Genomic DNA, 24,383 nt, shown 5'->3' with positions numbered 1-24,383 from the left:
CCTTAATGTGGAGTGTGTAGTCGAAAAGTATCAATTACCATCACTCAAATCTAACTGCAACTGTAACCCGTCATTTTCATTGAGATTTTGATATGCGGGTTGTAAAAATATAGGAGTAGAAGGAATTGATATTGACTCACTAAGAGGTAATTCTTCAGAAAGTGTGTTTTCTTGAGCTTGAGTTTTGGAGATTTGATCAAAAAACTTGCCAAAATCATTTTCGGCGCTGCGATCATTAATATTAACTAAAGAGTCGCCACTTAAAGTCCAGTTTCCAGATTGAGGCTGTGTAATTGATTGAGCATACACGGCGCTATTTATGCCAAAAAAAGCAGCTATAATTGTTAAGGTGGCAGGAAATTTAGCTTTCATTAGTTTGCTGTTTTTAATAAACATATTCTTACATCCGACAATTATAAATCTGACCTTAGATAGATTTGTATTTGCAAATACATTATTTAATAATCATGCTCGTCTTTAGTTAAGTTATTTAAATAGTGAAAGTTTATTTTATAAAAACCTTTCACACCATAAAAAAATATAATATATTTTGATGATTTTCTTAAGAAAAAATTAAAATGAGCCATAATTCAGAAAATAATAGGTAGGCATTACCCGCCTATTATTTTGTAATTTGTAATTATGGATAGGACTTACGCAAAAAACCTCTCAAACTCTTATTTCTCTGCGTCCTCTGCGGTATGCCTACGGCACGCTACGCGAACGATTTTCCGTGAATGGTGCGTAAGTCCTAATGGATTTTCTTACCTACTCTCTCTTCCCTATTCCCTATTAGACATAGGAATAAGAATTAAATATGCGTGACTTTTAACCCTTGTAGAGACGTTCCATGTAAGGGACTTCCAAATAAAAAAATATACAAATACTTCTTGTGGTGCGGGCATCTTGCCCGCTAATTATCAAAGGCAGGCAGGACTTGTACTGAGCTTGTCGAAGTATGCCTACCCCACAAAATGAGATCATTTATTTTCTGGAAATCCCTAACGTTTCTAAAATCTTTTTCACTATCAATCATTAACACTCACAAGCTGAGGAAGTTGAGATACAGGAACATTTAAGAAGTAAGCCAGTACTTCTCGCCGCCAAGCATCATAAATTTTTGGTAAATCATCAATATCTGTACCAATAGCTTCATGAGTTAGTTGCCAATGCTCTTTCAAGTAGGGATTTCGTCTTTTTTGCCCTTCTTCATCAACTTCTAACACCTGTGCAACTAAATCTGCTTTCTCTGCTGGTGAGGCTTGGTCATACTTGCGTTGCCACCAATTTACTACCCCTAAACGGTGAAAAGCTTCTTCTGGTTGAATTTTGGTAGCTGAAAATTTAGCTGATTCTGGATCACTAATTTTACTGGTGCGGCTATTGACTAATAAAGATGCCACAATGTGCATTTCATAATGTAATTCAAAAGCCAAAAAACCTTGCCAATTACGAATTGGTAAATCTCCCATATAGTTCCAATGTTTTTGTACTTGTCGTTGTATATCTTGAATGGGGTCACGTCCAGATATAACTTGCGCCCGTTGACGGGTATTATGAGCGTGTGCGCCATCATCACCAATTTGGCGACTTAAAAAAAGCTGGAGTTCTGGGTCAGGAATTTGACCAATTATTTGAGCGCAAACTTGAACAATAAATAAATCATGCGCCGCACCTGCTACCCGAAAATGGTAGAATTTTTCAATTTCTGCTGCTGTTTCTGGGGGTTTGGTTTCATGTAAACGCTTTTTTGGTAAATGGGGTGCGTGTTGATTAATAATTTTATCAAATATTTCTAGTTCTAAGTCAGTTGACCAAATGGGACGGCTCAAAGTTGCGTTCATATTTTTGGTGGAAGTTGTGTTTTTTTATTTTTATTTTAATACCAAGATTCCTTTTTTTACGAACCGCAGAGACGCAGAGAGCGCAGAGGAAGAGAAAACAGAGATGTTATGCTTACGGTTCGCTAAACGAATACGTTTTATTTAGGATCGCCATAACTAGTGTAGCTGCTAATTTATTTTTACCAATTACCAATTACCAAAATCCATTATTCCATTACAGCCAATACTGCTTTTGGTAATAACTTTTCTTTAAACCAAACTATTCTTGCAGGTACATCATTTAATTTTACCCCGGCTTTTTCTAAATTCAATCTTTCGGAAATTGCTAAAATTAAGTTATCGCAATTTGCACGTCTAACCTGAGAAAACTTTTTTTGTAAATATTCTGGTCGCCAATAACCAACAATTTCTAATAAAAAACTACGGCCATCGGGATGTACTAAGCGAAAATCGGGAATCATCACACTGCCAGGAATAGGTATTAAATCAACTTCTCGTTCTAATACCCAGCCACTTTTTAACCCATCCCATTTATCAGCAAATGACTGTTCTAACATACTATCATAAGGTTTACCGGGTGGATAGTGCGAGACTAAACCACATTCTGAATTGAGGGTAAATCTTCCTGTTTTCCATTCATTTGTATAAAAGTCTCTTGTTTGTAAAGTTGCTGCTAAACTCCATTTTGTGACATGAAGTAAAGCGGGAATCATTTTTGCTATTGATAAACCATAACGAGTACTAGGAGTAAATAAACTTGTCGGTCCATCAATGCTAATTGTAAAACCGTGGTCAGCATCACCTTCAATATAAGCCATTAATTGAAACAACTTCAAATAGCGAAATAACAACTTATATTCTCCTGGGACATTGCGGTGAGCATTTAACACCAATTGACTGGCTTTATAAAAGACACCTTGCACCTGAGACAAATTATATCTATGTAATACCTCCTCTGGTTTTGGGGCATCAAAAGCAGTTAAAATCTTATTTTCAGATAAATCAGCATAAAGTCCATGACGGACTTGAATTGGGAGAACTTCTTGCTGTAATTCCTGACTTAACTCATCAGCAACCTGGGTTAAAGTTACCTCCGTTGCTTCCCGACTAGAAACAGATTTTGCAGCTAAAGCAAAAACCCGTTCCCTTAACATTGGTGGTTCCAAAGGACTCACAACTTCAAAAGTGCAGAAACTACTCTTGAGAATATAAGCCAAACCCCGCTTCATTCTATAATCTGTAGTATCACCTTCAAAATCTGATAATTGACCTTCAAGAACACCTTGAGTTTTCCCTACAGCCTCCTGAAAAAAATTAATTAAATCAGTCGTTAACTTCAAATGCTTATCATCAAGTTTCAGTCTCTTCGGGATAATTTCCTCCCCGTTTTGACGATGAATCAGTAACTCCGTTGGTAACATCTTTCTTCTGGGTTGAATAATTAATCTCTAACTGTTCTGCCGCCTTCAAATCTCTTTCTTTCCCACCCCCATAAACAACCTTTAAATTCCCTTTCTTCTCTTTCTTCTCTTCGCGCTCTTCGCTTCTTCCCTGCGGGACGCTACGCGAACGCGGTTCGTTAATCTTTTCCCCCCTCCTCCGAGCCGAAGTTCCTTCCTCACTAGTATCCTCAGCCACGACTTCATATAAAATCGCCTGTTTATTTTCAATATTACCTTTTCGTAAAACCCTCCCCAAACGCTGAATATATTCCCTCGCGGAACCAGTACCCGACAAAATAATTGCTATCGAGGCCGCAGGAACATCAACCCCTTCATTCAAGACATGAGAAGCAACCAAAGTATTATATTCACCCTCCTTAAACTTAGTTAAAATTTGATGCCTTTCCTTCACAGGAGTTTGATGAGTAATAGCTGGAATTAACAAATCTTGAGAAATGCGGTAAACCGTGGCATTATCGGCTGTGAAAATCAAAATTCGTGCTGGGTAATGTTCTGCTAACAAATCCACAAGAATTCTGATTTTACCATCAGTCCCCAGAGCGATTTCTTTGGCTTGCCGATGTGCTAACATTGCCCTGCGTCCGATTTGCGATCGCGCACTCATTTGCACAAACATCTGCCAACCTTGCAGACTTCCCAAAGAAATCCGTGATTGTTTCAAAAAATCATTGCGGGTTTGAATTAAATTGTTATACCTTTCTCGCTCAAGTTGAGATAACTTCACCTTAATTTGCACAATTTGATGTTCTGCTAAAGCCTTACCTGCTAAGTCTTCAGCTCGTTTGCGATAAACTTCTCTGCCAATGAGAATGTTTAAATCAGCGTGTTTGCCATCTGTGCGTTCTGGTGTGGCAGATAATCCTAGTCGATAAGGTGCGATCGCATATTCAGCAATTACCCGATTAAAATCAGTCGGTAAATGATGGCATTCATCAAAGATAATTAAAGCATATTTATTACCCAAACTTTCCGCATGAATTGCCGCACTATCATAAGTAGCCACCAAAATCGGTGTTCTATCCCGTGAACCACCACCCAGCAACCCCAACTCCGCATCAGGAAATGCCGCTGTTAGGTGTGCATACCATTGATGCATCAAATCCAAAGTTGGGACGACAATCAACGTTGTCCGTGGTGTCGCTTGCATCGCCATTTGTGCCAAATAAGTCTTACCCGCTGCCGTGGGTAGCACCACAACCCCCTGCCTTCCTGCCAATTTCCAGGCTGCTAAAGCCTCAGTTTGGTGGGGATAGGGAGTCATTTCTAAACTGGCAACCAAATCTAGAGGATAAAATCCCTTAGCCTCATCAATAAAGTCCGTCTCGGACTCTTGCATTGCCTCGACTAAAGACCGGTATCTAATCGCCGGAATCCGAAATTTTTCGATTCTATCATCCCATGTCGCATAATCTATCCAAGCTTTGCTGCGTGGTGGTGGGTGTAAAATTAACGTGCCACGATCAAAAGTTAAGGTGGGGTTGCGACCCATTTAGGTTTTCTCCCAGCTTGTTCACATTTAACTACTAATAACTTAAAAAGTGCATGATTCCCAAAAGAGATTTTGGCAGAACTCAAATAGACGCGTTATTTACCCCAAGGATATCCGACTGGCAAATAGATGAAAGCTTTGTCACATCCTACAGAGAACAGCGACGGCAGTTCCTGCTTAAACGCCTACAACTGCAAACTAAAATCATGCTGATTGCAGGGTTAACACTGACTGCTTTTTTTATTTGGGTAAATCAGCAACCACAGGAAAAAATCTACGCCTTTAAAATTGGTTTCTTAATTGAATTTTTCATTTTAGTTTGTTCGTTGTTATGCAAAACACCTCTTGGTCGTCGTTACCCACATATATTTTTTTTAAGTTTATCTTGGTCTGTAACTTGCGTTGTCCAAATTTATACGGCAGTTCTTTTTAATTTTGTAGAGCCTTTTACTAATATTTGGAGTTTGATGTTTATCACTCAAGCAACACTTATTCCCGTATTATGGCGAAGTCATCTTATATCGCAACTTGGTACAGTTGTCTTTTATTTAGGATTATATCTGATCTATCGTCCACAATTTAGGTATCCATTATATTTCTATGTAGAGAATGGAATTTATTTATTTTGGACAGGAATAATTTGTGTATTTTCTGTTTATTTATATGAAAAATTAAAAAAACAGGAGTTTAGAGCTAGACAAGAATTAGAAATAGCCCAGCAAAAATCAGAAAAACTAATTTTAAATATTTTACCAGCAGTGATTGCTGAACAACTCAAACAGGAACATACTACTACAATTGCTGATAGCTTTTTAGAAGTCACAGTTTTATTCGCTGATATTGTGGGATTTACAGAACTTTCTAGCCAGACTTCACCACCCCAACTAGTCGAATTTTTAAACGAAATATTCTGCCTATTTGACGAATTAGCAGAACGTCATGGAGTAGAAAAAATCAAAACCATTGGTGATGCCTATATGGCTGTTGCTGGTTTACCCAATCACCGTAGTGATCATGCCATAGCTATAGCTGATATGGCATTGGATATGCAACTGGCTTTGGCTCAGTTTAGCCAAGAACAAAACCAATCGTTTCGTATCCGCATTGGTATTAGTACCGGACCAGTAGTCGCAGGGGTAATTGGGTTAAAAAAGTTTGCCTATGACCTATGGGGAGATACAGTGAATACTGCTAGTAGAATGGAATCTCATGGTATTGCAGGTAGTATCCAAGTTTGTGAAGCTAGTTATGATCTGTTAAAAGAAAAGTATTACCTGGAAAAACGCGGCTTAATTAAAGTTAAAGGTAAAGGGGAAATGAATACTTATTTACTCTTAGGCACAAAAACAATTAAACAGTAATCAGCTTTCTTGATCAAGACTGCAAAGGAATTCTATTATTAACTAGCAACTTATACAGCAGAATATGGCTTACGCCACGCTATCAGGAGTCAGGCTTCGCCGTGAGCCGCTGACGCTCACGGAAGCCTCATTAATCTGCAATCTGCTGTATTTTACTATGTAAAGTTTTTTTGCATTTAACTTTACTACTTTAGATAGATTCCTAAGCAGCAAATGTACGCTGTGTATTCCTCTGTTGCATAATAAGTGTGGAGCTATAGCATCATGTTTAACTAATTTAAGGATAACTTCAAATAGCTCGTTAACCGCAAAGGAGATGCCATATTGAAAGCAAGAGTTTCTCTAATATTCGAGTATATTGTAGCTATTGTATCTGTTAGTATTGCTTTGCTACTAACAGCGGTGTTACAACCAGTACTACAATCTGCTATTTTCATGCTATTTTATGTTGCCGTAGCAATGAGTACTTGGTATGGTGGTATCAAGCCAGGGATATTAGCTACTATTTTGTCTACTATAGCTGTTAACTACTTTTTTATAGATCCCAAATTTTCATTTTATCTTGGTAATCAAGATAGTGTTATTAGGTTAGTCTTATTTCTGCTAGTTACAATATTTATTAGCTGGTTAAACTCAGAATTACGTACTGCTAAACAGAATTTAAATAGGAGTGTCCAGCAACTTGCAGCCAGTGAATTAAAGTTTAGCCGATTGAAAGATGCTAATATTATTGGGGTGATTATATCTGAAATAAATGGCAGCATATTAGAAGCAAATGATGCTTTTTTAAATATAGTTGGTTATACAAGAGAAGAACTATTGTCAGGAAAAGTAAACTGGCAAGAAATGACACCTCCAGAATATCTAGAGCAAAGCAAGAATATAATAATAGAACTAAAAAATAAAGGATTTTATCAACCTTTCGAGAAAGAATATATCCGTAAAGATGGTAGTCGCATTAGTATTCTTATGGGTTTGTCTTTATTAGAAAAAAAATCAGAACAAGTAATCGGATTTGCTATAGATTTAAGTCAACGCAAAGAAGTTGAGAACACCTTACGTCAACGGGAAGAAGAATTGCGCTTAATTACAAATTCTTTGCCCGTGAATATTTCTTATGTTGATGCTCAACAGCACTATCGTTTTAATAATAAAGGATATGAGGAATGGTTCGGTGTACCCACATCAGAAATTTATGGACAGCACCTGCAAGAATTTTTAGGTGAGTCAGTTTATCAGTCAATTTATCCCTATGTAAAAACAGTATTATCAGGAAAGCAAGTAAGCTATGAAACCCAACTATTTCATCAAGATGGTACACAACATGATGTCAGCATTACTTATATTCCTCAATTCAATCAGCAAGATAAAGTTGAAGGATTCGTTGCTCTAATTAGAGATATTACAGAGCAGAAACAAGCACAAGCTGCCCTCAAAGACAGTGAAGAAAAATTTAGAAAACTGACAGAAAAAGTCCGAGTAATTCCTTGGGAAGCAGATCCGACAATGGGAAATATGACTTACGTTGGACCGCAAACTGAAGAGATTCTCGGTTATCCTTTAAATGATTGGTACAGCAACAATTTTTGGGCAGAACATATCCACCGAGAAGACCAAAAGTGGGCAATTAACTATTGCTGCCAATGCTCACAATCACTGGACAATTATGAATTTGAATATAGAATGTTAGCCGCAAATGGCAGAGTTGTCTGGTTGTATGACATTGTGAATGTGGTACGGGATGAAGATGGACCAAAGCAACTGCATGGGTTCATGATTGACATTACTGAACGCAAGCAAGCAGAACAAGAACGGGAACAATTACTAGCGCGAGAAAAAGCCGCTAGGGCGGAGGCAGAGGCCGTTAACCGCATCAAAGATGAGTTTTTAGCCACACTCTCCCACGAACTCCGTACCCCCCTCAATGCCATACTGGGGTGGACACAGCTACTCAAAAGCCGCAAGTTTGATGAAACCACGACTATTAGGGGATTGGAAACAATTGACCGCAATAGCTACGCTTTAGCACAATTAATTGAAGATGTTTTGGATGTATCAAGGATTATTCGCGGCAAACTACAATTAAATCTGCGACCAGTGGAACTTGTCCCAGTGGTGGAAACGGCTATTGAGACTGTGCGTCCGGCCGCAGATGCTAAAGAAATTGTGATCGAGTCTCAATTTGACCCAGCAGTGGGGACTGTGACGGGTGATGCCAACCGCTTGCAACAAATAGTATGGAATTTGCTCTCCAATGCTGTCAAGTTCACACCCAAGAGGGGAAGAGTTAAGGTACAAATAGAGCGGATTAATTCCCGTGTGCAAATTCAAGTTAGTGATACTGGAGGTGGAATTTCTGCCGACTTTTTACCTCATGTATTTGAGCGTTTTTGCCAAGCTGATAGCTCAACTACGCGATCGCATGGTGGCTTAGGATTAGGATTAGCGATCGTCCGTCATTTGGTAGAATTACACGGCGGTACAGTTTCTGCAACAAGTCCAGGAATTGAACAGGGGGCAACTTTCATTGTCAATTTACCCATGAAAGCTGTTGCTATAGACTGCAATAAACCAGAACAGTTTTCACCGATGAAGAATGGTAATTTTGTGAATCACCAATTATCCATTCTGGAAGGTTTGCGAGTACTGATTGTTGATGATGAAGCAGACGCTCGGCATTTGCTGACCACAATTTTAGGACAATATGGCGCTCAAGTCATGGCCGTTAGTTCTGCTCCCGAAGCAATCACAGCTTTACCAGAATTTCACCCAGATATATTAGTTAGTGATATTGGTATGCCCCAAGAAGATGGCTATACACTAATTCGGAGAATTAGAACTCTTCCTAGTGATGAAGGCGGAAAAATTCCCGCAGTCGCGCTGACAGCTTATGCTAGAGCAGAAGACCGGACTCAAGCTTTGTTAGCTGGATTTCAGTTACATATTCCCAAACCAGTAAATCCGACGGAGTTAGCAGCGGTAGTTGCTAATTTAGCTCAGAGAACTTGATAATTCGTAATTCGTAATTCGTAAGAATTCAGGAGTCAGGAGTCAGGAGTCAGGAGTCAGGAGAAAGAAAGAAGAAGGGAGAAGGAAGAAGGAAGAAGAATGTTGTTCTCCTATCTTCCTTTACCCTTCCTGACTCATTTACCATTTTCTGATTAAATTGATTATCCTGAAATAGTAAGAAAATAAACTGAATGTAAATGGCCAGCAGGTGCTAGATGCTGCAAGTAGACCACATATTACAAGACCGCTATCAAATTGAACGCCAACTTGGTAATAATGGAATTCGTCAAACTTGGTTAGCTCAGGATTTACAAGCTGCGGATGAAAAAGATTCGTTAGTGGTAGTCAAACTCTTGGCTTTTGGTGGTGGTGTTCAGTGGGATGACCTGAAATTATTTGAACGGGAAGCACAGATTCTCAAACAGCTAAATCATGACCGCATTCCTCAGTATATTGATTATTTTTGCATTGATGATCGCAATCTCTGGTTTGGCTTAGTCCAAGAATATATTCCTGGTAAATCACTCAAAGAAAAACTTGCAGATGGGAACAGGTTTAGTGAAAAACAAACCTTGAGAATTGCCAATCAAATTCTGAAAATTCTCATTTATTTACACGAGTTAAATCCAGGGGTTTTACATCGAGATATTAAACCGAGTAATTTAATTTGGGGTGAAGATAATCAGATTTATTTAGTTGATTTTGGTGCAGTTCAAGATAAAGCTGCTAAGGAAGGTGTGACTTTTACTGTGGTGGGTACTTATGGTTATGCACCTATAGAACAATTCGGGGGTCGGGCGATTCCTGCATCAGATTTGTATGCTTTGGGAGCAACTTTAATTCATTTGTTAACTGGTCTTGCACCCGCAGATTTACCTCAAAAAGATTTACGTTTGCAATTTGCTGACCGAGTTAATATTAGTCCTAGTTTTGCCAGTTGGTTACAAAAACTGACAGAACCATCACCAGAACAGCGTTTTTCTGATGCTCGTCAAGCACTGGATGCTCTCAAATCCGGCCAGATTGTTAAATCAGCGCCAAAGCATCAAGTTTTAGAAAAAGAAGAATTTATCAATAATTCAGGATGTGGTGTTTTTAATAGCTCAGAGGCAGTTCCAGAGGAAATTTTAGGTTGGAATTGGGGCGCATTTCTGATGCCTTGGTTTTGGATTTGGCCTAATTATGTTTGGTTGTATGGATTGGTTTCTTTTATACCCTACCTTGGGTGGGTAATGGCGATCGCACTCGGAGCCAATGGTAATGCTTGGGCTTGGAAGAGTAGACGTTGGCGTAGCATTAAACAATTTAAAGAACATCAACGAGGTTGGGCGATCGCTGGGATAATGATTGGTGTACCTATGAGTATTCTATTTTGGGGTGGTGCGATCGTAGTTCTCAAATCAATGTTGGGGATTTGATTTCCAATTTCAGGGCGTATGGCAATACGCCCCTTCTGACCGGAAGAGGCAGGGGGAAAAGGAGCAGGGAGCAGGGGGAGCAAGCCTTTTCTCCCTGCGTGGAGCGGGGCGGAACATGGGTACAAGCCTTGTCCTTTTAGGATGCTTATATGGGGCTGAGTACAAGCTCAGTCTCAGTCTTTCCCCCTGCCCCCTGCTCCCTTGCCTCTTTTGACTCCTAACCGTTGCTATATCTAGCTTACAGGAGCTTCAGCAATACCCACAGGACAAGCAACATTAGTACCACCTAAACCACAATAACCACCTGGGTTTTTGGCTAAATATTGCTGATGGTAGTTTTCAGCATAATAAAACTCAGGTGCATCTAAAATTTCTGTGGTAATCTGCCCATAACCTGCATCATTTAGTGCTAGTTGATAAGCGTGCCGTGATGCTTCGGCTAGTTGTTTTTGAGCTTTAGAATAGGCATAAATTCCCGAACGGTACTGAGTGCCAGAGTCATTACCTTGACGCATCCCTTGGGTGGGGTTGTGGCTTTCCCAAAATACTTTCAGCAGTTGAGAATAACTAACTACTTGAGGGTCAAAGACAACTAACACGACTTCATTATGACCAGTCATACCGCTGCATACTTCTTGATAGGTGGGGTTGGGTGTGTAACCAGCCGCATAACCTACCGCAGTGGTGTAAACTCCTTCTAGTTGCCAAAACTTCCGTTCAGCACCCCAAAAACAGCCTAAGCCAAACATTGCTGTTTCTAAACCTTCAGGAAAAGGAGGCTTGAGAGGATTACTATTGACGTGATGCTTTGCGGGTACGGGCATAGTTTCTGTTCTTCCTGGCAAAGCTTGCTCAGGTGCAGGCATACCTGACTTTTTACCAAATCCGAATATTCCCATTGATTTTGATGACTGTTATAAATGTTTGCTTTTCTTATTTATTCTAAATAATCTGGCGGCACGATGTCAGTCAACACGCTTGGATTCAGGAAATTTCTCTGGTAAAGTGTCAAAATAATTCGTAATTGATAATTCGTAATTCGTAATTGCAATCAGTGGAGGCTTGAACCTACCACTGATTGTAGACCACTAAATCCAAGATTTAGTGGGGGCTTGTACCCTCTTTAATTACGAATTACGAATTAGTAATTATTTGGTCAAGCCTATACAAATACTCATCACTAAAAATGCTTTCCCTTGCAAATCAAATTATCTTAATTACAGGTGCTAGTAGCGGAATTGGTGCAGCTTGCGCTCAAGTCTTTGCTCCCACAGGTGCAAAACTCATTTTAGCCGCGCGACGGTGGGAACGTTTGCAAGAGTTAGCTGAGACTTTAAATCTGGCTGCTGACAAAATCCATTTATTGCAACTTGATGTGTGCGTAGGCGTAGCCAGCCAAGGGCATCGCTCTTCAGTTGAGTCAGTTATCTCTAATTTACCCCCAGATTGGTCAAATATTGACATCTTAATCAACAACGCTGGTTTGAGTCGCGGTTTAGATAAGCTGCATGAAGGCGATATTCAAGACTGGGAAGAAATGATTGATACAAATATTAAGGGTTTGCTTTATCTCACCCGCTATGTTGTACCGGGAATGGTTGCCCGTGGTCGTGGTCATGTCATCAATCTAGGTTCTATAGCAGGACATCAAACTTACCCCGGTGGTAATGTTTATTGTGCTACAAAAGCCGCTGTTAAAGCCATTTCTGAAGGTTTAAAACAAGACTTGTTAGGAACTCCAGTGCGGGTGACTTCTGTTGACCCTGGCATGGTAGACACAGAATTTAGTCAAGTCCGGTTTCATGGTGATACAGAACGGGCTAAAAAGGTTTATGCAGGTGTGACTCCCCTTACTCCTGATGATGTAGCTGATGTCATATTTTTCTGTGCCACGCGATCGCCCCACGTTAATATTAACGAAGTGATATTAATGCCAGTTGACCAAGCCAGTGCAACTTTAGTCAATCGACGCACTTAAACAAAAGGCAAGATTTCTGGAGTCAGGAGTTAGAATAATTGTTGACATAAGTAGACTAAAAGTAATATTTATAACGGTCATTCGCAGGTTTAAAAGTCTGCGATTTTTTATGGAAAATCCAGTCAACTCATAGTCATTTCGAGTATGATTAATTCAGGTAAGCAGCAAAAAATAGTTTTAGGGACTTCCAAAGAAAAAAATATACAAATATTTCTTGTGGTGCGGGCATCTTGCCCGCAAATTATCAAGGGCAGGCAGGATGCCTACCCCACAAGATAAGATCATTTATTTTCTGGAAGTCCCTTATGAGCAAATTTCATCTCTGAGATAGATAAATGTTTGGCTAAAAAAGCTAAAAAAAGGTATAAGAATATGAATTTTATGCGCTTTGAACATATCAACATTTCGTGCCAAAATATCGAAGTATCTAAAAAGTTTTACCAAACTCTATTTCCTGATTGGTATATTAGGGCTGAAGGTGTATTTGATAGTCGTCCTTGGCTACATTTAGGCAACAATGAATTTTATCTAGCACTGAATGAAACTCCTGACCAAAAGCGGGTACATCAAATATATGAAAATATTGGGATTAACCACGTTGGTTTCGTGATTAAAGATGGTGAAGCGATGAAAAATTTACTAGAGAAAGAAGGCATTGAATATTATACAATGACTGCGGAAGAAACCAAACACAGAATATATGTCAATGACTCAGATAATAATGAAATTGAGTTAGTTGAATATCAAGCAGATTATACACTAAAATAATTAAGTTCAATAATTGAAAACAGGAGCAAATACAAATGAATATTACAAATAAAGTTGCCGTAGTTACAGGTGGAAACCGTGGTTTAGGTTTTGAGACTTCCCGACAATTAGGGAAACAGGGATATCAGGTAATTCTCACTAGTCGAGATGCAGTCAAAGGAGAAAAAGCTGCACTTCAGTTACAAAATGAAGGATTAAATGTCAATTTTCATCATCTAGATGTGACTAATGGAGAAAGTGTTGATAAATTAGCTGATTTTCTCAAACAGCAGTTTGGCAAAGTCGATAGTTTAATCAATAATGCGGGTATATATATTGATGGAAAAGGCGAAGAAAATACTATTGTCAATGTTAAATTAGAAACTTTACAACAAACATTAGACACAAATTTATTTGGTGCTTTAAGAGTAACTCAAGTATTAATTCCCCTGATGAAAAAACAGAATTATGGACGTATTGTGAATGTTTCTTCAGGAATGGGACAATTAATTGATATGGAAGGTGGTTCTCCAGGATATCGTATTTCTAAGACTGCTTTAAACGCAGTAACACGGATTTTTGCTAGTGAATTGGCAGGTACAAATATTTTGATCAATTCCGTTTGTCCTGGTTGGGTAAAAACAGATATGGGAGGTTCAGAAGCACCACGTACCCTAGAACAAGGAGTTGATACTATTGTTTGGTTAGCGACTCTCCCAGAGAACAGTGCTACGGGTGGATTTTTCCGAGATCGTCAACAAATTGATTGGTAAGAGAGGAGCAGAACGATTAAAATCAAGTTGCTGGGATACTCAGCGAAAGTGTTAAATATGGAGTTTTTCGTTCTGTGCTTAGTTCTCCGTTACCAACTATCAATGCTCTCAAACAACCTACTAGTGATGCTTGGGTAGAGCAAGCGATCGCTAATTTGGATATTATTTTACTCGATCACTCCCACTGTGAGCGCAAAGCAGCGGGTGTAGCCTTAAATTTTATGTTTCGTTACCCCTCTAATACTAAAATGATTAGAGAGTTAACTGCGATCGCACGAGAAGAGCTAGAACACTTTGAACTAGTTAACCAATGGTTAGAACGTCGCCACATTCCCCTAGCACCTCTATCAGCACCTCCCTACGGTGCAAGTTTAAAAGCACAGGTAAGAAAAAAAGAACCAGAGCAATTTTTAGATAATTTATTAGTTACTGGTTTAATTGAAGCACGTAGTCACGAACGTTTAGGATTATTAGCGGCTAATTGTCCAGAACCAGAATTAGCTAAATTTTATCGTGGTTTAATGGCATCAGAAGCGCGACATTTTGGGACATATTGGGTTTTAGCAGATACTTATTTTGAGCGAGAAAAGGTTATGCAACGACTGGATGAATTAGCAATTGCAGAAAGTGAAATATTAGCAACTTTACACCCAGAACCAAGAATTCATAGTTAAATCCATTATATTATACTGGATTCACTAATGATGATGAATTCATTGCCAGCTACAGCATTGACAGATCAATTAAAATTTGGGGATTGCTTGAAGGGTAACAAAATGTGAGGAAAGCTATTCTCCAAGAGCTTCCCCTGCTCCAATATTGTACTTAATATAGATGTAATTTTTCACCAGATAGCTAATCATGGTTAAAAAAGGAGAGGAATGATTATTTATGACAGGACTTATTCTTACCTGGCTAGTTACTGCTGTGAGCTTTTTGATTATTTCTAGATTGCCATTTTTGGGCATTGAAATAGATAATTTTGGTAAAGCGGCAATTTCTGCCATAGTTTTTGGGATTTTAAATGCTATTTTGTTGCCCATTCTTACCTTCTTTACCTTACCATTAATTATTCTCACCGTTGGCTTCTTCTTTTTTATTTTGAATGCCATTATCTTTGCGTTGGCAGCTGCAATAGTACCAGGTTTTAGTTTAAGGTATGGTTTCTGGAGTGCTTTACTAGGTTCAATCACTCTCTCAATTATCAACTCAATTCTATTAAGAATAGTAGCATCAGTTACATGAATAAAAAGTAGTAACTTTAGTTAGTAATCTAGTTAATCATCCGTAGGAAAAATACATCATGAAAACATTATTGCTGCAACGAGTCATTGGGTTTTGTACAGGAATTTTACTAGTATTTACCCTATTTGCTTGTCAACCACAACAGGTAGCAGAGTCATTAGCAACTCCTATTGCAGCACCCATACAAACAACGACACTAGTAACTGATGCACGCCCCGTAGGTTATCTTGATCGCCAACTTAGTGCAAATCCTGCCGAGTTACCACCATTACCTTATGCTGATAACGCATTAGAAAAAGCCATAGATGCAGAAACAATGAAACTGCACCATGACAAACATCATGCAGCTTATGTAAATAAGCTCAATGATGCTTTAAAAAATCAAACTAATCTGCAAAATCAAAGTGTAGAAGCATTGCTGCGTGATTTAAATAATGTTCCTGAAAATATTCGGGAAACGGTACGTAACAATGCGGGTGGTCATCTCAACCATACAATTTTTTGGCAAATTATGAGTCCTCAAGGTGGTGGACAACCAACAGAAGAAATTGCCCAAGAAATCAACCAAACCTTTGGTAGTTTTGAGGAATTTAGAAACCAGTTTAATCAAGCGGGAAGCGATCGCTTTGGTAGCGGTTGGGTGTGGTTAGTACGAAACCCTCAAGGACAATTACAAATTACCACTACACCAAATCAAGATAACCCCATCATGGAAGGATTGTACCCAATTATGGGTAATGATGTCTGGGAACACGCTTATTACCTGAGATATCAAAATCGACGTGCTGACTATTTAAATAACTGGTGGAATGTAGTCAACTGGACGGAGATTAACAAACGCGCCCAAGCTTCACGCCAACAAGCTTAGAACAGGGGGGAATATAGGAATCCTATTCCCTCTTGCCTCCTGCCTTCGTCCTCCTGCCTCCTGAACTAAAATTAGCCCAACTTGATATTATTTTTCAAGCTGACCAAGCTTCCCGAAAATCTGCATACAGCGTCAAACCACCATCTACAAACAGAGTTTGTCCAGTAATATATGCAGCTTCATCAGAAGCTAAAAATGCTATTGCTGCCCCTATTTCCTCAGAAGTACCAGCACGACCCATAGGGATATGACTTTCTACAACAGCTTTTTTTTCTGAGTCCTCAGTCCAAGCTTCATTAATAGGTGTAATCGTCGCCCCAGGTGCTACAGCATTAACCCGAATACCTTTATGGGCATATTCCAAAGCTAAGGTTTTAGTCATGTTTGCCATGCCACCTTTGCTGATAGAATAGCTGATATACATTGGTCGCGGAATAATTTCGTGAACACTAGAAATATTGATAATCACCCCGGAACGATTTTGATCTAGAAGATGTTTGATTGTTTCCCGCGCACACAGGTAAGCACCCCGCAGATTTACTCCTATTACTTGGTCAAAGTCTTCTGTTTTGACTTCGTGGGATGGACATTCACTTTGAATACCGGCATTATTAATCAGAAGGTCAAGACTGCCAGATTTTTCAATCACGGTGTTTACCATCTGGATAATATCTTCTTCCTGAGAAAGATCACCCTGGACTAATAGCGATTTAACACCACAATTTTCGATATCTGCACAGGCTTTTTGCAAAGCCATTTCTTTGGTATCTTCCGCACCGGCAGGACTTTTGCGGTAGTTAATGGCAATATTACAACCTTCTTGTGCCAGACGAACTGCGATCGCTTGTCCAATACCTGAACTTGCACCTGTGATGAGGGCATTTTTGCCTTTTAATCGGTTCATGTTTGATTACTTTGATAATCTATTTTTGATTTGTTCAATATTAGAAGTCTGGAAAGTTCAATTTTAAAACGAACCGCAGAGGCGCAGAGGACACAGAGAAATAAGATGAAACGGAGTTTTTTGAGTAAGTGTTATATATACGAGGCTACATAATTTTATGATGACGATCTTCCATCAAAAGGCATATTAAATATATATGTCTATAGACTTATTCCAATTTTATGTGAGGCTATACAGAATTTGGAAATTTATTGATTTGATTTATCCATCTTTATCTGTGTTTATCTGCGTTTATCTGCGGTCGATTATTCTTGGAATTTTATTCTATGTAGCTTCATATTAATTTGGTATTAGACAATTGCAAACAGTAAATATGAAACTATCAAATCCCCACTTTAATTGATAAAGCGGGGATCTTTTTTATTGTTAAATAACCCAATCTTATGCAGGAACTACAAATTTTTCACTACCAGCTAAATCAAACGCTGCATGAATAACTTGCAAAGCTTTTACACCTTCATCTTGTCCCACAACACAACTGATTTTAATTTCTGAAGTAGCAATCATTTGGATGTTAATTTTATTTTCAGCTAAAGCTGTAAACATTTTTGCGGCTATTCCTGGTTGTCCTACCATTCCAGAACCAACTATACTCACTTTAGCGATCGCATTATCCAAGACTACTTCACCCCATCCTAACTCATCTGCCACTTGGGTTAATTTCTGTTGGGCGTTTTCGGCATCCATTCTAGCCACGGTAAAGGCAATATCTCGACAGGTTACACCATCAACCACACGACAGCGTTGTGATTGAATAATCATATCGACGCTGATGTTATATTCTGCTAAAAGTCCAAACAATTTCGCTGCCATACCTGGTTTGTTGGGAACTTGACGAATTGCCAAACGTGCCTGATTCATATCTAAAGCGACACCACGAACGGCAGTAGCATGGGTAGCCGGGGATGCAGGACTCGCAGGGGATGCAGTGATTTCAAAGGCTTTACATAGGGCAATGATAGCGCGATCGCAATCTGCCGCATCTATCAAACAACTTACTTTAACCTCACTGGTAGAAATCATTTGAATATTTACCCCTGCTGCGGCTAAAGTAGCGAACATCTTCGCAGCCACACCAGGACGGCCAATCATTCCTGCCCCGGCAATACTGACTTTTGCGGTATCTGTCTCAACAATTACTTCTGCTTCGTCTGAGTTGGCTTGATTTCTTAATGCCGGAGCAATAGCGGCTGCAACTGCTTCTGCTCGTTTTAAAATAGGTGTATTTACAGTAAAAGCAATGTCATTAGTATTACCTTCATGAATCGACTGAATAATCAAATCGACATCGACATTTTGACGGGAAATTTCGCCAAATAACCGGGCAGCTACCCCTGGTTTATCGGGGACACGCAACAAAGATACCTTTGCCTGATCACTATCAAATTCTACAGCATCTACAGGACGAGCTAATTCTAAATTGACAAGCGATCGCTCTTGAGTTCTCCGGGTTGTCACCCAAGTCCCTGGCTGTTCAGTCCAACTTGAGCGTACTACCAACGGCACACCATAATTGCGGGCAATTTCCACAGCACGGGGATGCAGTACCTTAGCCCCTAAACTGGCCAATTCCAGCATTTCATCACAGGTGATTTCTGTCAGCAACTGGGCTTCTGGAACAATCCGGGGATCTGTAGTCAATATCCCTGGGACATCTGTATAAATTTCACAAAAATCTGCACCCAAGGCTGCTGCTAAAGCCACCGCAGAAGTATCAGAACCACCACGACCCAAAGTAGTAATTTCCATATCTCTGGTGCTAGATATGCCTTGAAACCCCGCAACAACAACCACTTTACCTGCGTTAATTTGCCGCTGCAAGCGATCGGTTTCAATATGTAAAATCCGGGCGCGGGTATGTTCAGCTTCGGTAACAATTCCTACTTGAGCGCCAGTCATGGAAATTGCTGCTTGTCCGATTTCCTGCAACGCCATACTCAGTAAAGCAATAGTGACTTGCTCCCCGGTGGAAAGCAGCATATCCATTTCCCGACGGTTGGGACTTTTAGAGATGCCATTAGCTAGTTTCACGAGTCCGTCAGTAGTTTTCCCCATCGCGGAAACCACTACAACAACAGAGTTTCCAGCTTTGACAGTTTTATCAACTCGCTGGGCAACAGCTTGAATACGTTCGACTGAACCAACAGATGAACCACCGTATTTTTGAACTATGAGCGCCATAACTTTACATTTAATCAATTATGCTTACTTTGGCCAACACCTCCACCGGGAAGCCTTGAAGCCTGATCAGTCATTTAGATTAAATTAACAGAAACAGCGATCGCACAAACCAGGATTTATTTTTTGAGTTGGTAATTTTCACCCAAAACGACCATTTACATAGTCAGCAGTTTTTTCATGGACTGGGTGATTAAAAATGATCTCAGTTTTACCAAACTCCACCAATTCGCCCAAATACATAAATGCCGTATAGTCAGATACACGACTAGCTTGTTGCATATTGTGAGTAACAATCAAAATCGTCACTGTTTGTTTAAGTTCAGCAATTAAGTCTTCAATACTAGCAGTAGCTATAGGGTCTAGCGCAGAAGTTGGCTCATCAAATAGAATAATCTCAGGGTCAGTAGCCAAAGCACGAGCAATACATAAACGCTGCTGTTGACCCCCAGAAAGATTAAAAGCTAAATCATGTAATCTATCCTTGACTTCATTCCACAAAGCTGAACTGCGTAAAGCTTTCTCTACTTTTTCATCAATAACTGCACGTCTAGATTCACCTCTTACCCGCAAACCATAAGCCACATTTTCATAAATTGACTTCGGAAAAGGATTAGGTCTTTGAAAGACCATACTAATCCGCATCCGTACCTCAATCGGGTCAATTTTCTTACCGAGCAAATTAATCCCATCTGGTTCTAAAGCAATTTCCCCTTGATAGCGATTTCCTGGATACAAATCGTGCATTCGATTGAAACAACGTAACAAAGTAGTTTTGCCACATCCAGAAGGGCCAATCATCGCTGTTACTTGCTTCTCACCTACGGACATATTAATATCTTTCAGCGCATGAACATTGCCACCATAGTAGAAATTGAGGTAATTAACAGCAGCTTTGATTGGTCTTTTGAGAGTTGAAGATTTAGTTTCTACCATTTGATTGTTTTACGTAAACGATAGCGGATATACATAGCTACAGAGTTCATAGCTAAAGTAATGACAATGAGGACAACACCTGCGGTAGCTGCATTTACTTGAAAGTCAGCCTGGGGGCGAGATATCCAATCGAACATCTGTATGGGCATGACTGTGAAGGGAGCAAGTAACCAAGAAAAAGAAATATAAGGAAACTGCCCTGTAAATGGCGGTTCTGGTAAAAAGGCAATGAATGTCAGCGCCCCAATGGTAATTAGAGGTGCAGTTTCGCCAATAGCCCGCGCCATAGCCACAATAATCCCAGTGATAATTGTACCTGTTGAGTAAGGTAGAACATGATCCCAAATCATTTGCCACTTAGAAGCCCCTGCTGCATAAGCAGCTTCACGGATACTATTGGGGATAGCCCGCAAAGCCTCACGGGTGGAAACAATTACCACGGGTAAAACTAAGAGTGCCAAGGTTAACCCAGCCGTCACAACACTTTGACCAAGATTTAATCCGTAGACAAATACTCCCAAAGCCAGAAGTCCGTAAATAATTGAGGGAACTCCGGCTAGGTTGGTGACGTTAATCTCAATTAAATCAGAAATCCAGTTTTTTCGGGCGTATTCTTCTAAGTAAATCCCTGATGCTATACCCACGGGAATCGCTACGAATGCTGTTACAGACATTACTAATAGTGTTCCCACCCAAGCGGAAAGAATACCAGCTTCTTCCGCTTTACGACTGGGGAACGAAGTCAAAAATTGCCAGGAAAGACGCGGTAAACCATCACTAGCCAAATCAAATAACAGTGCCACCAGTGTGGCAATACCAATCAGCATTGACAAAAAGCCAATGATGTTGAAAATATATTCTGACCGCTTATTACGGGCAATAGTCTTGCGGACTTGTTGAATATTCAAAGTTGTCATGTTGATAATTCGTAATTCGTAATTCGTAATTCGTAATTCGTAATTCGTAATTCGTAAAATCTTCTCCCCCCGTTCCCTGTTCCCTAATTAATAAATTTCCCGATAACGCTTGGTGAGGAAATGACCAATGACGTTGAAACACAAAGTCATCAGCACTAGAGTGAGTCCGACTGCAAAGATAGTTTCGTATTCTAGGCTGCCATGAGGTAAGTCACCAAGACTGACGGAGACAATATAGGCTGTCATTGTCGCGGCGGGTTCTAATGGGTTGAGGGTTAGGTTAGGTTGTCCACCTGCTGCGATCGCAACTACCATAGTTTCACCAGCTGCACGAGATATCCCCAAAATGTAAGCTGCTACTATCCCAGAAATCGCTGCTGGTAACACCACTCTTAATGCTGTCTGTAAACGGGTAGCCCCGGTGGCATAAGAACCCTCACGCAGATGGGTGGGTACTGCCCGCATGGCATCTTCACTCAGGGAACTAACGTAAGGAATGATCATCACACCAATGACTAAACCTGCACTCAACATACTAAAACCAGGCAGATTTGGCAGAATTTTTTGCAATAAAGGTGTGACAAATAACAATGCAAAATAACCATAAACTACTGTCGGAATCCCCGCTAGTAGTTCTAAGGCTGGCTTAACTATTTCTCGAACTATGGGGGGAGCAAATTCGCTGAGATAAATAGCAATAATTGTACCAAGTGGTATGGCGACGAATAAGGCTACTACTGTAGTGACAAAAGTTCCTGAAACCAGTGGCCAAATACCATAATGTTTGTCATCAAATAATGGTGTCCACTGGGTATCTGTCAAAAATTCCCATAAAGACACTTTCTGGAAAAATAGTATGGATTCGTAAAGTAAGATACCAATAATTGCGGCTGTAGTGGCGACTGAGGAAAGTGCAGCTAGAAACAAGATAGACTCAATTGCCCGTTCTCGTAAATCTCTCGTTAGCTTTGGCGAAAACTGATTTTGTTTGGCATTGTTCATGCTAGAGATGCGATCGCTTGATAATGACGTTAAATAGATGAAAATAGAAATAGATGAAAATAGGCGCAATTGTAGAGACGTTACATGGAACGTCTCTACAGGATTTATTCGATCCTAGAATTATTCTTTAGCGTCACGACGCATTAATTCGTCAATCTTTAACCCAACTGACTCTTTACCACCGAATATGCTACCAAATCTCTTTTTATTGAAATGACCCTGAGCAGTGGTGTAAGCTGATCCTGGCAAAGCTACGTATTTGACTTCTTTCACTAACTTAGGTGCATTCCGCAGGTAAAATTGCACAAACTGCTTCACCTCTGGCTTATTAGCAGCCTTGTCACTGACATAGATAAATATGGGGCGGGATAAGGGATTATAAGTGCCGTTTTTTACGGTTGCTTCCGAGGGAGTAACATTGTTAACTGCCACTGATTTGAGTTTATTCTTGTTTTCTGCGTAGTAGGCAAAACCAAAGAAACCAAGGGCATTCTTATCGCGGGCTACACCTTGTACAAGTACGTTATCGTCTTCACTGGCAGTGAAATCACCACGGCTAGACTTGGATTTACCAACAATAGCTTCAGTGAAGTAGTCAAAAGTTCCAGAGTTAGCACCAGCACCAAACAACTTCAAAGGTGCATTAGGAAATCCTGCACGGACTTGATTCCAGTTAGTAATTTTACCCTGGGCTGCTGGTTCCCAGATTTTCTTGAGTTCAGCAACTGTCAGGTTTTTAGCCCAAGTGTTGCCTGGGTTAACCACAACTGTTAAAGCATCATAAGCTACTGGTATTTCAATGTAGCGAATACCAGCTTTTTTACATTCATCAATTTCTTTTTGGAGAATGGGACGGGAAGCATTGGAGATATCTGTTTCACCGCGACAGAATTTTTTGAAGCCACCACCAGTACCAGACACACCAACGGTGACTCTAATTTTACCTCTTTGAGATTTTTGGAATTCTTCTGCTACTGCTTCAGTAACGGGGAAAACTGTGCTGGAACCATCTATCTTGACTGTGCTGACACTTTGAGACTGAACCGCAGACATTGACACACCCAAGGTGGCGGTCATTAATGAAATTACACCTAATGCTTTCAAGCTGTTAAGCTTAATATTAACTTTGTTCACAAAAATACTCCTAGTTTATTGGACGTAATATTTCCGCTCAATCGCTCCAAAAGAACAACAGTTCTGTTTAGTGAAAAAGCAGTGAAAATTCATACGTACAATGTATAAAGTCACACGATAAGGTAATCTAGCAATTAACTTTTGGTTAGACAAAGGTTAATTTTTAATGAATATTCTGCAAAGTCTATTAGACGTAGGAGTGAAAAAGATTGTAGAGACGTTTCATGGAAAGTCTCTACGTTATTAGGGAATAGGTGAAAGGTAATAGGGGCGCAGGAAGAGAACTCTGCACTGTTCCAGTGACACAGGAAGGTTTAAAATGAGCAAATCTGTATCAGGCGGTTTTGAGCCTGTGTCCAAAATCCAAAATTTAAAATTGCTATGACTCATTCTACAGATATTGCCACCTTAGCCCGTTGGATGGCTGCTGATTTTAGTAATCAAGCCCAAGTTTTTGAGAATCCAGCTTTTTTTGCCCATATTCGTGTATGTATGCGTCCTCTACCTTATTCACTGCTATCAGGGGTGAGTTTGTTTGTGGAACAAGCTTATGACTATATGCTCAATGACCCTTATCGGTTACGGGTATTGAAGTTGATGACAGCAGGAGATAAAATCCATATTGAAAACTATACTGTCAAAGACGAAAAAGACTTTTTTGGTGCATCCCGTGATTTAGCACGTTTGAATAAGTTAACGAGCGATCGCTTGGAAAAACTTTCTGGTTGTAACATGATCGTAGAGTGGGCTGGTAATCACTTCAAAGGCACAGTTGAGCCAGGAAAGGGTTGCATGGTCATCCGCAACGGTCAAACAACCTATTTGGATAGTGATTTTGAAATTGACGGTGAAAAATTCATCAGCCGCGACAGGGGACGCAATCCCGAAACAGATGAACACGTTTGGGGTTCTGTTGCTGGGCCATTTTACTTTGTCCGCTGGGGCAACTTTGCCGATGAAGTCAAAATAAGTTCTGATTCTTGAATCAAAGCAGGACAGGCTTTTGGCCTGTCCAAAAAAAAATTTCAGCCAGATGATGCAATTGATCGCAAATAGT

The 24,383-nt window shown here is 39.9% G+C and carries 21 protein-coding genes; 10 read left to right on the top strand and 11 right to left on the bottom strand.

What is annotated here, in order from left to right:
- Positions 1-30: 30 nt before the first annotated feature.
- From ACSQ6I_RS24920 to ACSQ6I_RS24905, 4 genes are all read right to left on the bottom strand, one after another.
- On the bottom strand, positions 31-396 hold the full coding sequence (locus tag ACSQ6I_RS24920; protein WP_438892918.1) for a hypothetical protein: 366 nt from the start codon (positions 394-396) through the stop codon (positions 31-33).
- A 632-nt stretch (positions 397-1,028) separates the two neighbouring features.
- Positions 1,029-1,844, bottom strand: a complete 816-nt coding sequence (locus ACSQ6I_RS24915) for a hypothetical protein (protein WP_438892917.1) — start codon at positions 1,842-1,844, stop codon at positions 1,029-1,031.
- Positions 1,845-2,050: 206 nt separating this feature from the next.
- Positions 2,051-3,265, bottom strand: coding sequence for a DUF790 family protein (locus ACSQ6I_RS24910; RefSeq protein WP_438892916.1), 1,215 nt, complete (start codon positions 3,263-3,265; stop codon positions 2,051-2,053).
- A complete protein-coding gene (locus ACSQ6I_RS24905) occupies positions 3,195-4,796 on the bottom strand; it encodes a DEAD/DEAH box helicase (protein ID WP_438892915.1) in 1,602 nt (533 codons plus the stop codon). Before ACSQ6I_RS24905 ends, ACSQ6I_RS24910 begins: the two co-directional genes overlap by 71 nt.
- Before the next feature lie 53 nt (positions 4,797-4,849).
- On the opposite strand from ACSQ6I_RS24905, the gene ACSQ6I_RS24900 reads away from it, so the two are divergent.
- The 3 genes from ACSQ6I_RS24900 to ACSQ6I_RS24890 all read left to right on the top strand — a co-directional run bounded on the left by ACSQ6I_RS24900 (position 4,850) and on the right by ACSQ6I_RS24890 (position 10,584).
- The gene (locus ACSQ6I_RS24900; protein ID WP_438892914.1) at positions 4,850-6,157 is read left to right on the top strand and encodes an adenylate/guanylate cyclase domain-containing protein; all 1,308 of its coding nucleotides are present in this window, start codon (positions 4,850-4,852) and stop codon (positions 6,155-6,157) included.
- Between the two features lie 324 nt (positions 6,158-6,481).
- On the top strand, positions 6,482-9,166 hold the full coding sequence (locus ACSQ6I_RS24895) for a PAS domain S-box protein (protein WP_438892913.1): 2,685 nt from the start codon (positions 6,482-6,484) through the stop codon (positions 9,164-9,166).
- Positions 9,167-9,381: 215 nt separating this feature from the next.
- A complete protein-coding gene (locus ACSQ6I_RS24890; protein WP_438892912.1) occupies positions 9,382-10,584 on the top strand; it encodes a serine/threonine protein kinase in 1,203 nt (400 codons plus the stop codon).
- A gap of 233 nt (positions 10,585-10,817) precedes the next feature.
- Here the strand turns inward: ACSQ6I_RS24890 and msrA are convergent, their stop codons facing one another.
- Entirely contained in the window at positions 10,818-11,483 is a 666-nt protein-coding gene (msrA, locus tag ACSQ6I_RS24885) for a peptide-methionine (S)-S-oxide reductase MsrA (RefSeq protein WP_438892911.1), read from the bottom strand.
- 287 nt (positions 11,484-11,770) lie between these two features.
- On the opposite strand from msrA, the gene ACSQ6I_RS24880 reads away from it, so the two are divergent.
- From ACSQ6I_RS24880 to ACSQ6I_RS24855, 6 genes are all read left to right on the top strand, one after another.
- Positions 11,771-12,562, top strand: coding sequence for an SDR family oxidoreductase (locus ACSQ6I_RS24880; RefSeq protein ID WP_438892910.1), 792 nt, complete (start codon positions 11,771-11,773; stop codon positions 12,560-12,562).
- A gap of 372 nt (positions 12,563-12,934) precedes the next feature.
- A complete protein-coding gene (locus ACSQ6I_RS24875; protein WP_438892909.1) occupies positions 12,935-13,330 on the top strand; it encodes a VOC family protein in 396 nt (131 codons plus the stop codon).
- Positions 13,331-13,365: 35 nt separating this feature from the next.
- A complete protein-coding gene (locus ACSQ6I_RS24870; protein WP_438892908.1) occupies positions 13,366-14,082 on the top strand; it encodes an SDR family oxidoreductase in 717 nt (238 codons plus the stop codon).
- Positions 14,083-14,156: 74 nt separating this feature from the next.
- Positions 14,157-14,756: a tRNA-(ms[2]io[6]A)-hydroxylase gene (locus tag ACSQ6I_RS24865; RefSeq protein WP_438892907.1), complete on the top strand. Its 600-nt coding sequence runs from the start codon at positions 14,157-14,159 to the stop codon at positions 14,754-14,756.
- Positions 14,757-14,973: 217 nt separating this feature from the next.
- On the top strand, positions 14,974-15,327 hold the full coding sequence (locus ACSQ6I_RS24860; protein WP_438892906.1) for a phage holin family protein: 354 nt from the start codon (positions 14,974-14,976) through the stop codon (positions 15,325-15,327).
- A gap of 58 nt (positions 15,328-15,385) precedes the next feature.
- A complete protein-coding gene (locus tag ACSQ6I_RS24855) occupies positions 15,386-16,195 on the top strand; it encodes a superoxide dismutase (protein ID WP_438892905.1) in 810 nt (269 codons plus the stop codon).
- A 94-nt stretch (positions 16,196-16,289) separates the two neighbouring features.
- Here ACSQ6I_RS24855 and ACSQ6I_RS24850 read toward each other — a convergent pair whose 3' ends face one another.
- The 6 genes from ACSQ6I_RS24850 to ACSQ6I_RS24825 form a co-directional block, all read right to left on the bottom strand.
- Complete coding sequence (locus tag ACSQ6I_RS24850) at positions 16,290-17,099, bottom strand: SDR family oxidoreductase (RefSeq protein WP_438892904.1); 810 nt, start codon at positions 17,097-17,099, stop codon at positions 16,290-16,292.
- A 441-nt stretch (positions 17,100-17,540) separates the two neighbouring features.
- Entirely contained in the window at positions 17,541-19,340 is a 1,800-nt protein-coding gene (locus tag ACSQ6I_RS24845; RefSeq protein ID WP_438892903.1) for an aspartate kinase, read from the bottom strand.
- A 138-nt stretch (positions 19,341-19,478) separates the two neighbouring features.
- Entirely contained in the window at positions 19,479-20,273 is a 795-nt protein-coding gene (gene pstB, locus ACSQ6I_RS24840) for a phosphate ABC transporter ATP-binding protein PstB (RefSeq protein ID WP_438892902.1), read from the bottom strand.
- Positions 20,267-21,190 (bottom strand): phosphate ABC transporter permease PstA, encoded by a 924-nt coding sequence (gene pstA / locus ACSQ6I_RS24835; RefSeq protein ID WP_438892901.1) that lies wholly within the window; start codon positions 21,188-21,190, stop codon positions 20,267-20,269. The genes pstB and pstA overlap by 7 nt, the downstream gene beginning before the upstream one ends.
- Positions 21,191-21,277: 87 nt before the next feature.
- On the bottom strand, positions 21,278-22,192 hold the full coding sequence (pstC, locus tag ACSQ6I_RS24830; RefSeq protein WP_438892900.1) for a phosphate ABC transporter permease subunit PstC: 915 nt from the start codon (positions 22,190-22,192) through the stop codon (positions 21,278-21,280).
- A 120-nt stretch (positions 22,193-22,312) separates the two neighbouring features.
- Positions 22,313-23,326 carry a PstS family phosphate ABC transporter substrate-binding protein gene (locus tag ACSQ6I_RS24825; RefSeq protein ID WP_438892899.1) on the bottom strand — a complete coding sequence of 338 codons (1,014 nt, stop codon included), beginning with the start codon at positions 23,324-23,326 and terminating at the stop codon, positions 22,313-22,315.
- Between the two features lie 381 nt (positions 23,327-23,707).
- Here ACSQ6I_RS24825 and ACSQ6I_RS24820 point away from each other — a divergent pair, with 381 nt between their 5' ends.
- Positions 23,708-24,310: a chromophore lyase CpcT/CpeT gene (locus ACSQ6I_RS24820; protein ID WP_438892898.1), complete on the top strand. Its 603-nt coding sequence runs from the start codon at positions 23,708-23,710 to the stop codon at positions 24,308-24,310.
- Positions 24,311-24,383 lie beyond the last annotated feature (73 nt).

The sequence above is a fragment of the Anabaena sp. WFMT genome, assembly GCF_051781005.1.
In the GTDB taxonomy this organism is placed as follows: domain Bacteria; phylum Cyanobacteriota; class Cyanobacteriia; order Cyanobacteriales; family Nostocaceae; genus Anabaena.
Note: the sequence above shows the minus strand (reverse complement) of the source record. Positions and strands in the feature narration are given on the sequence as shown.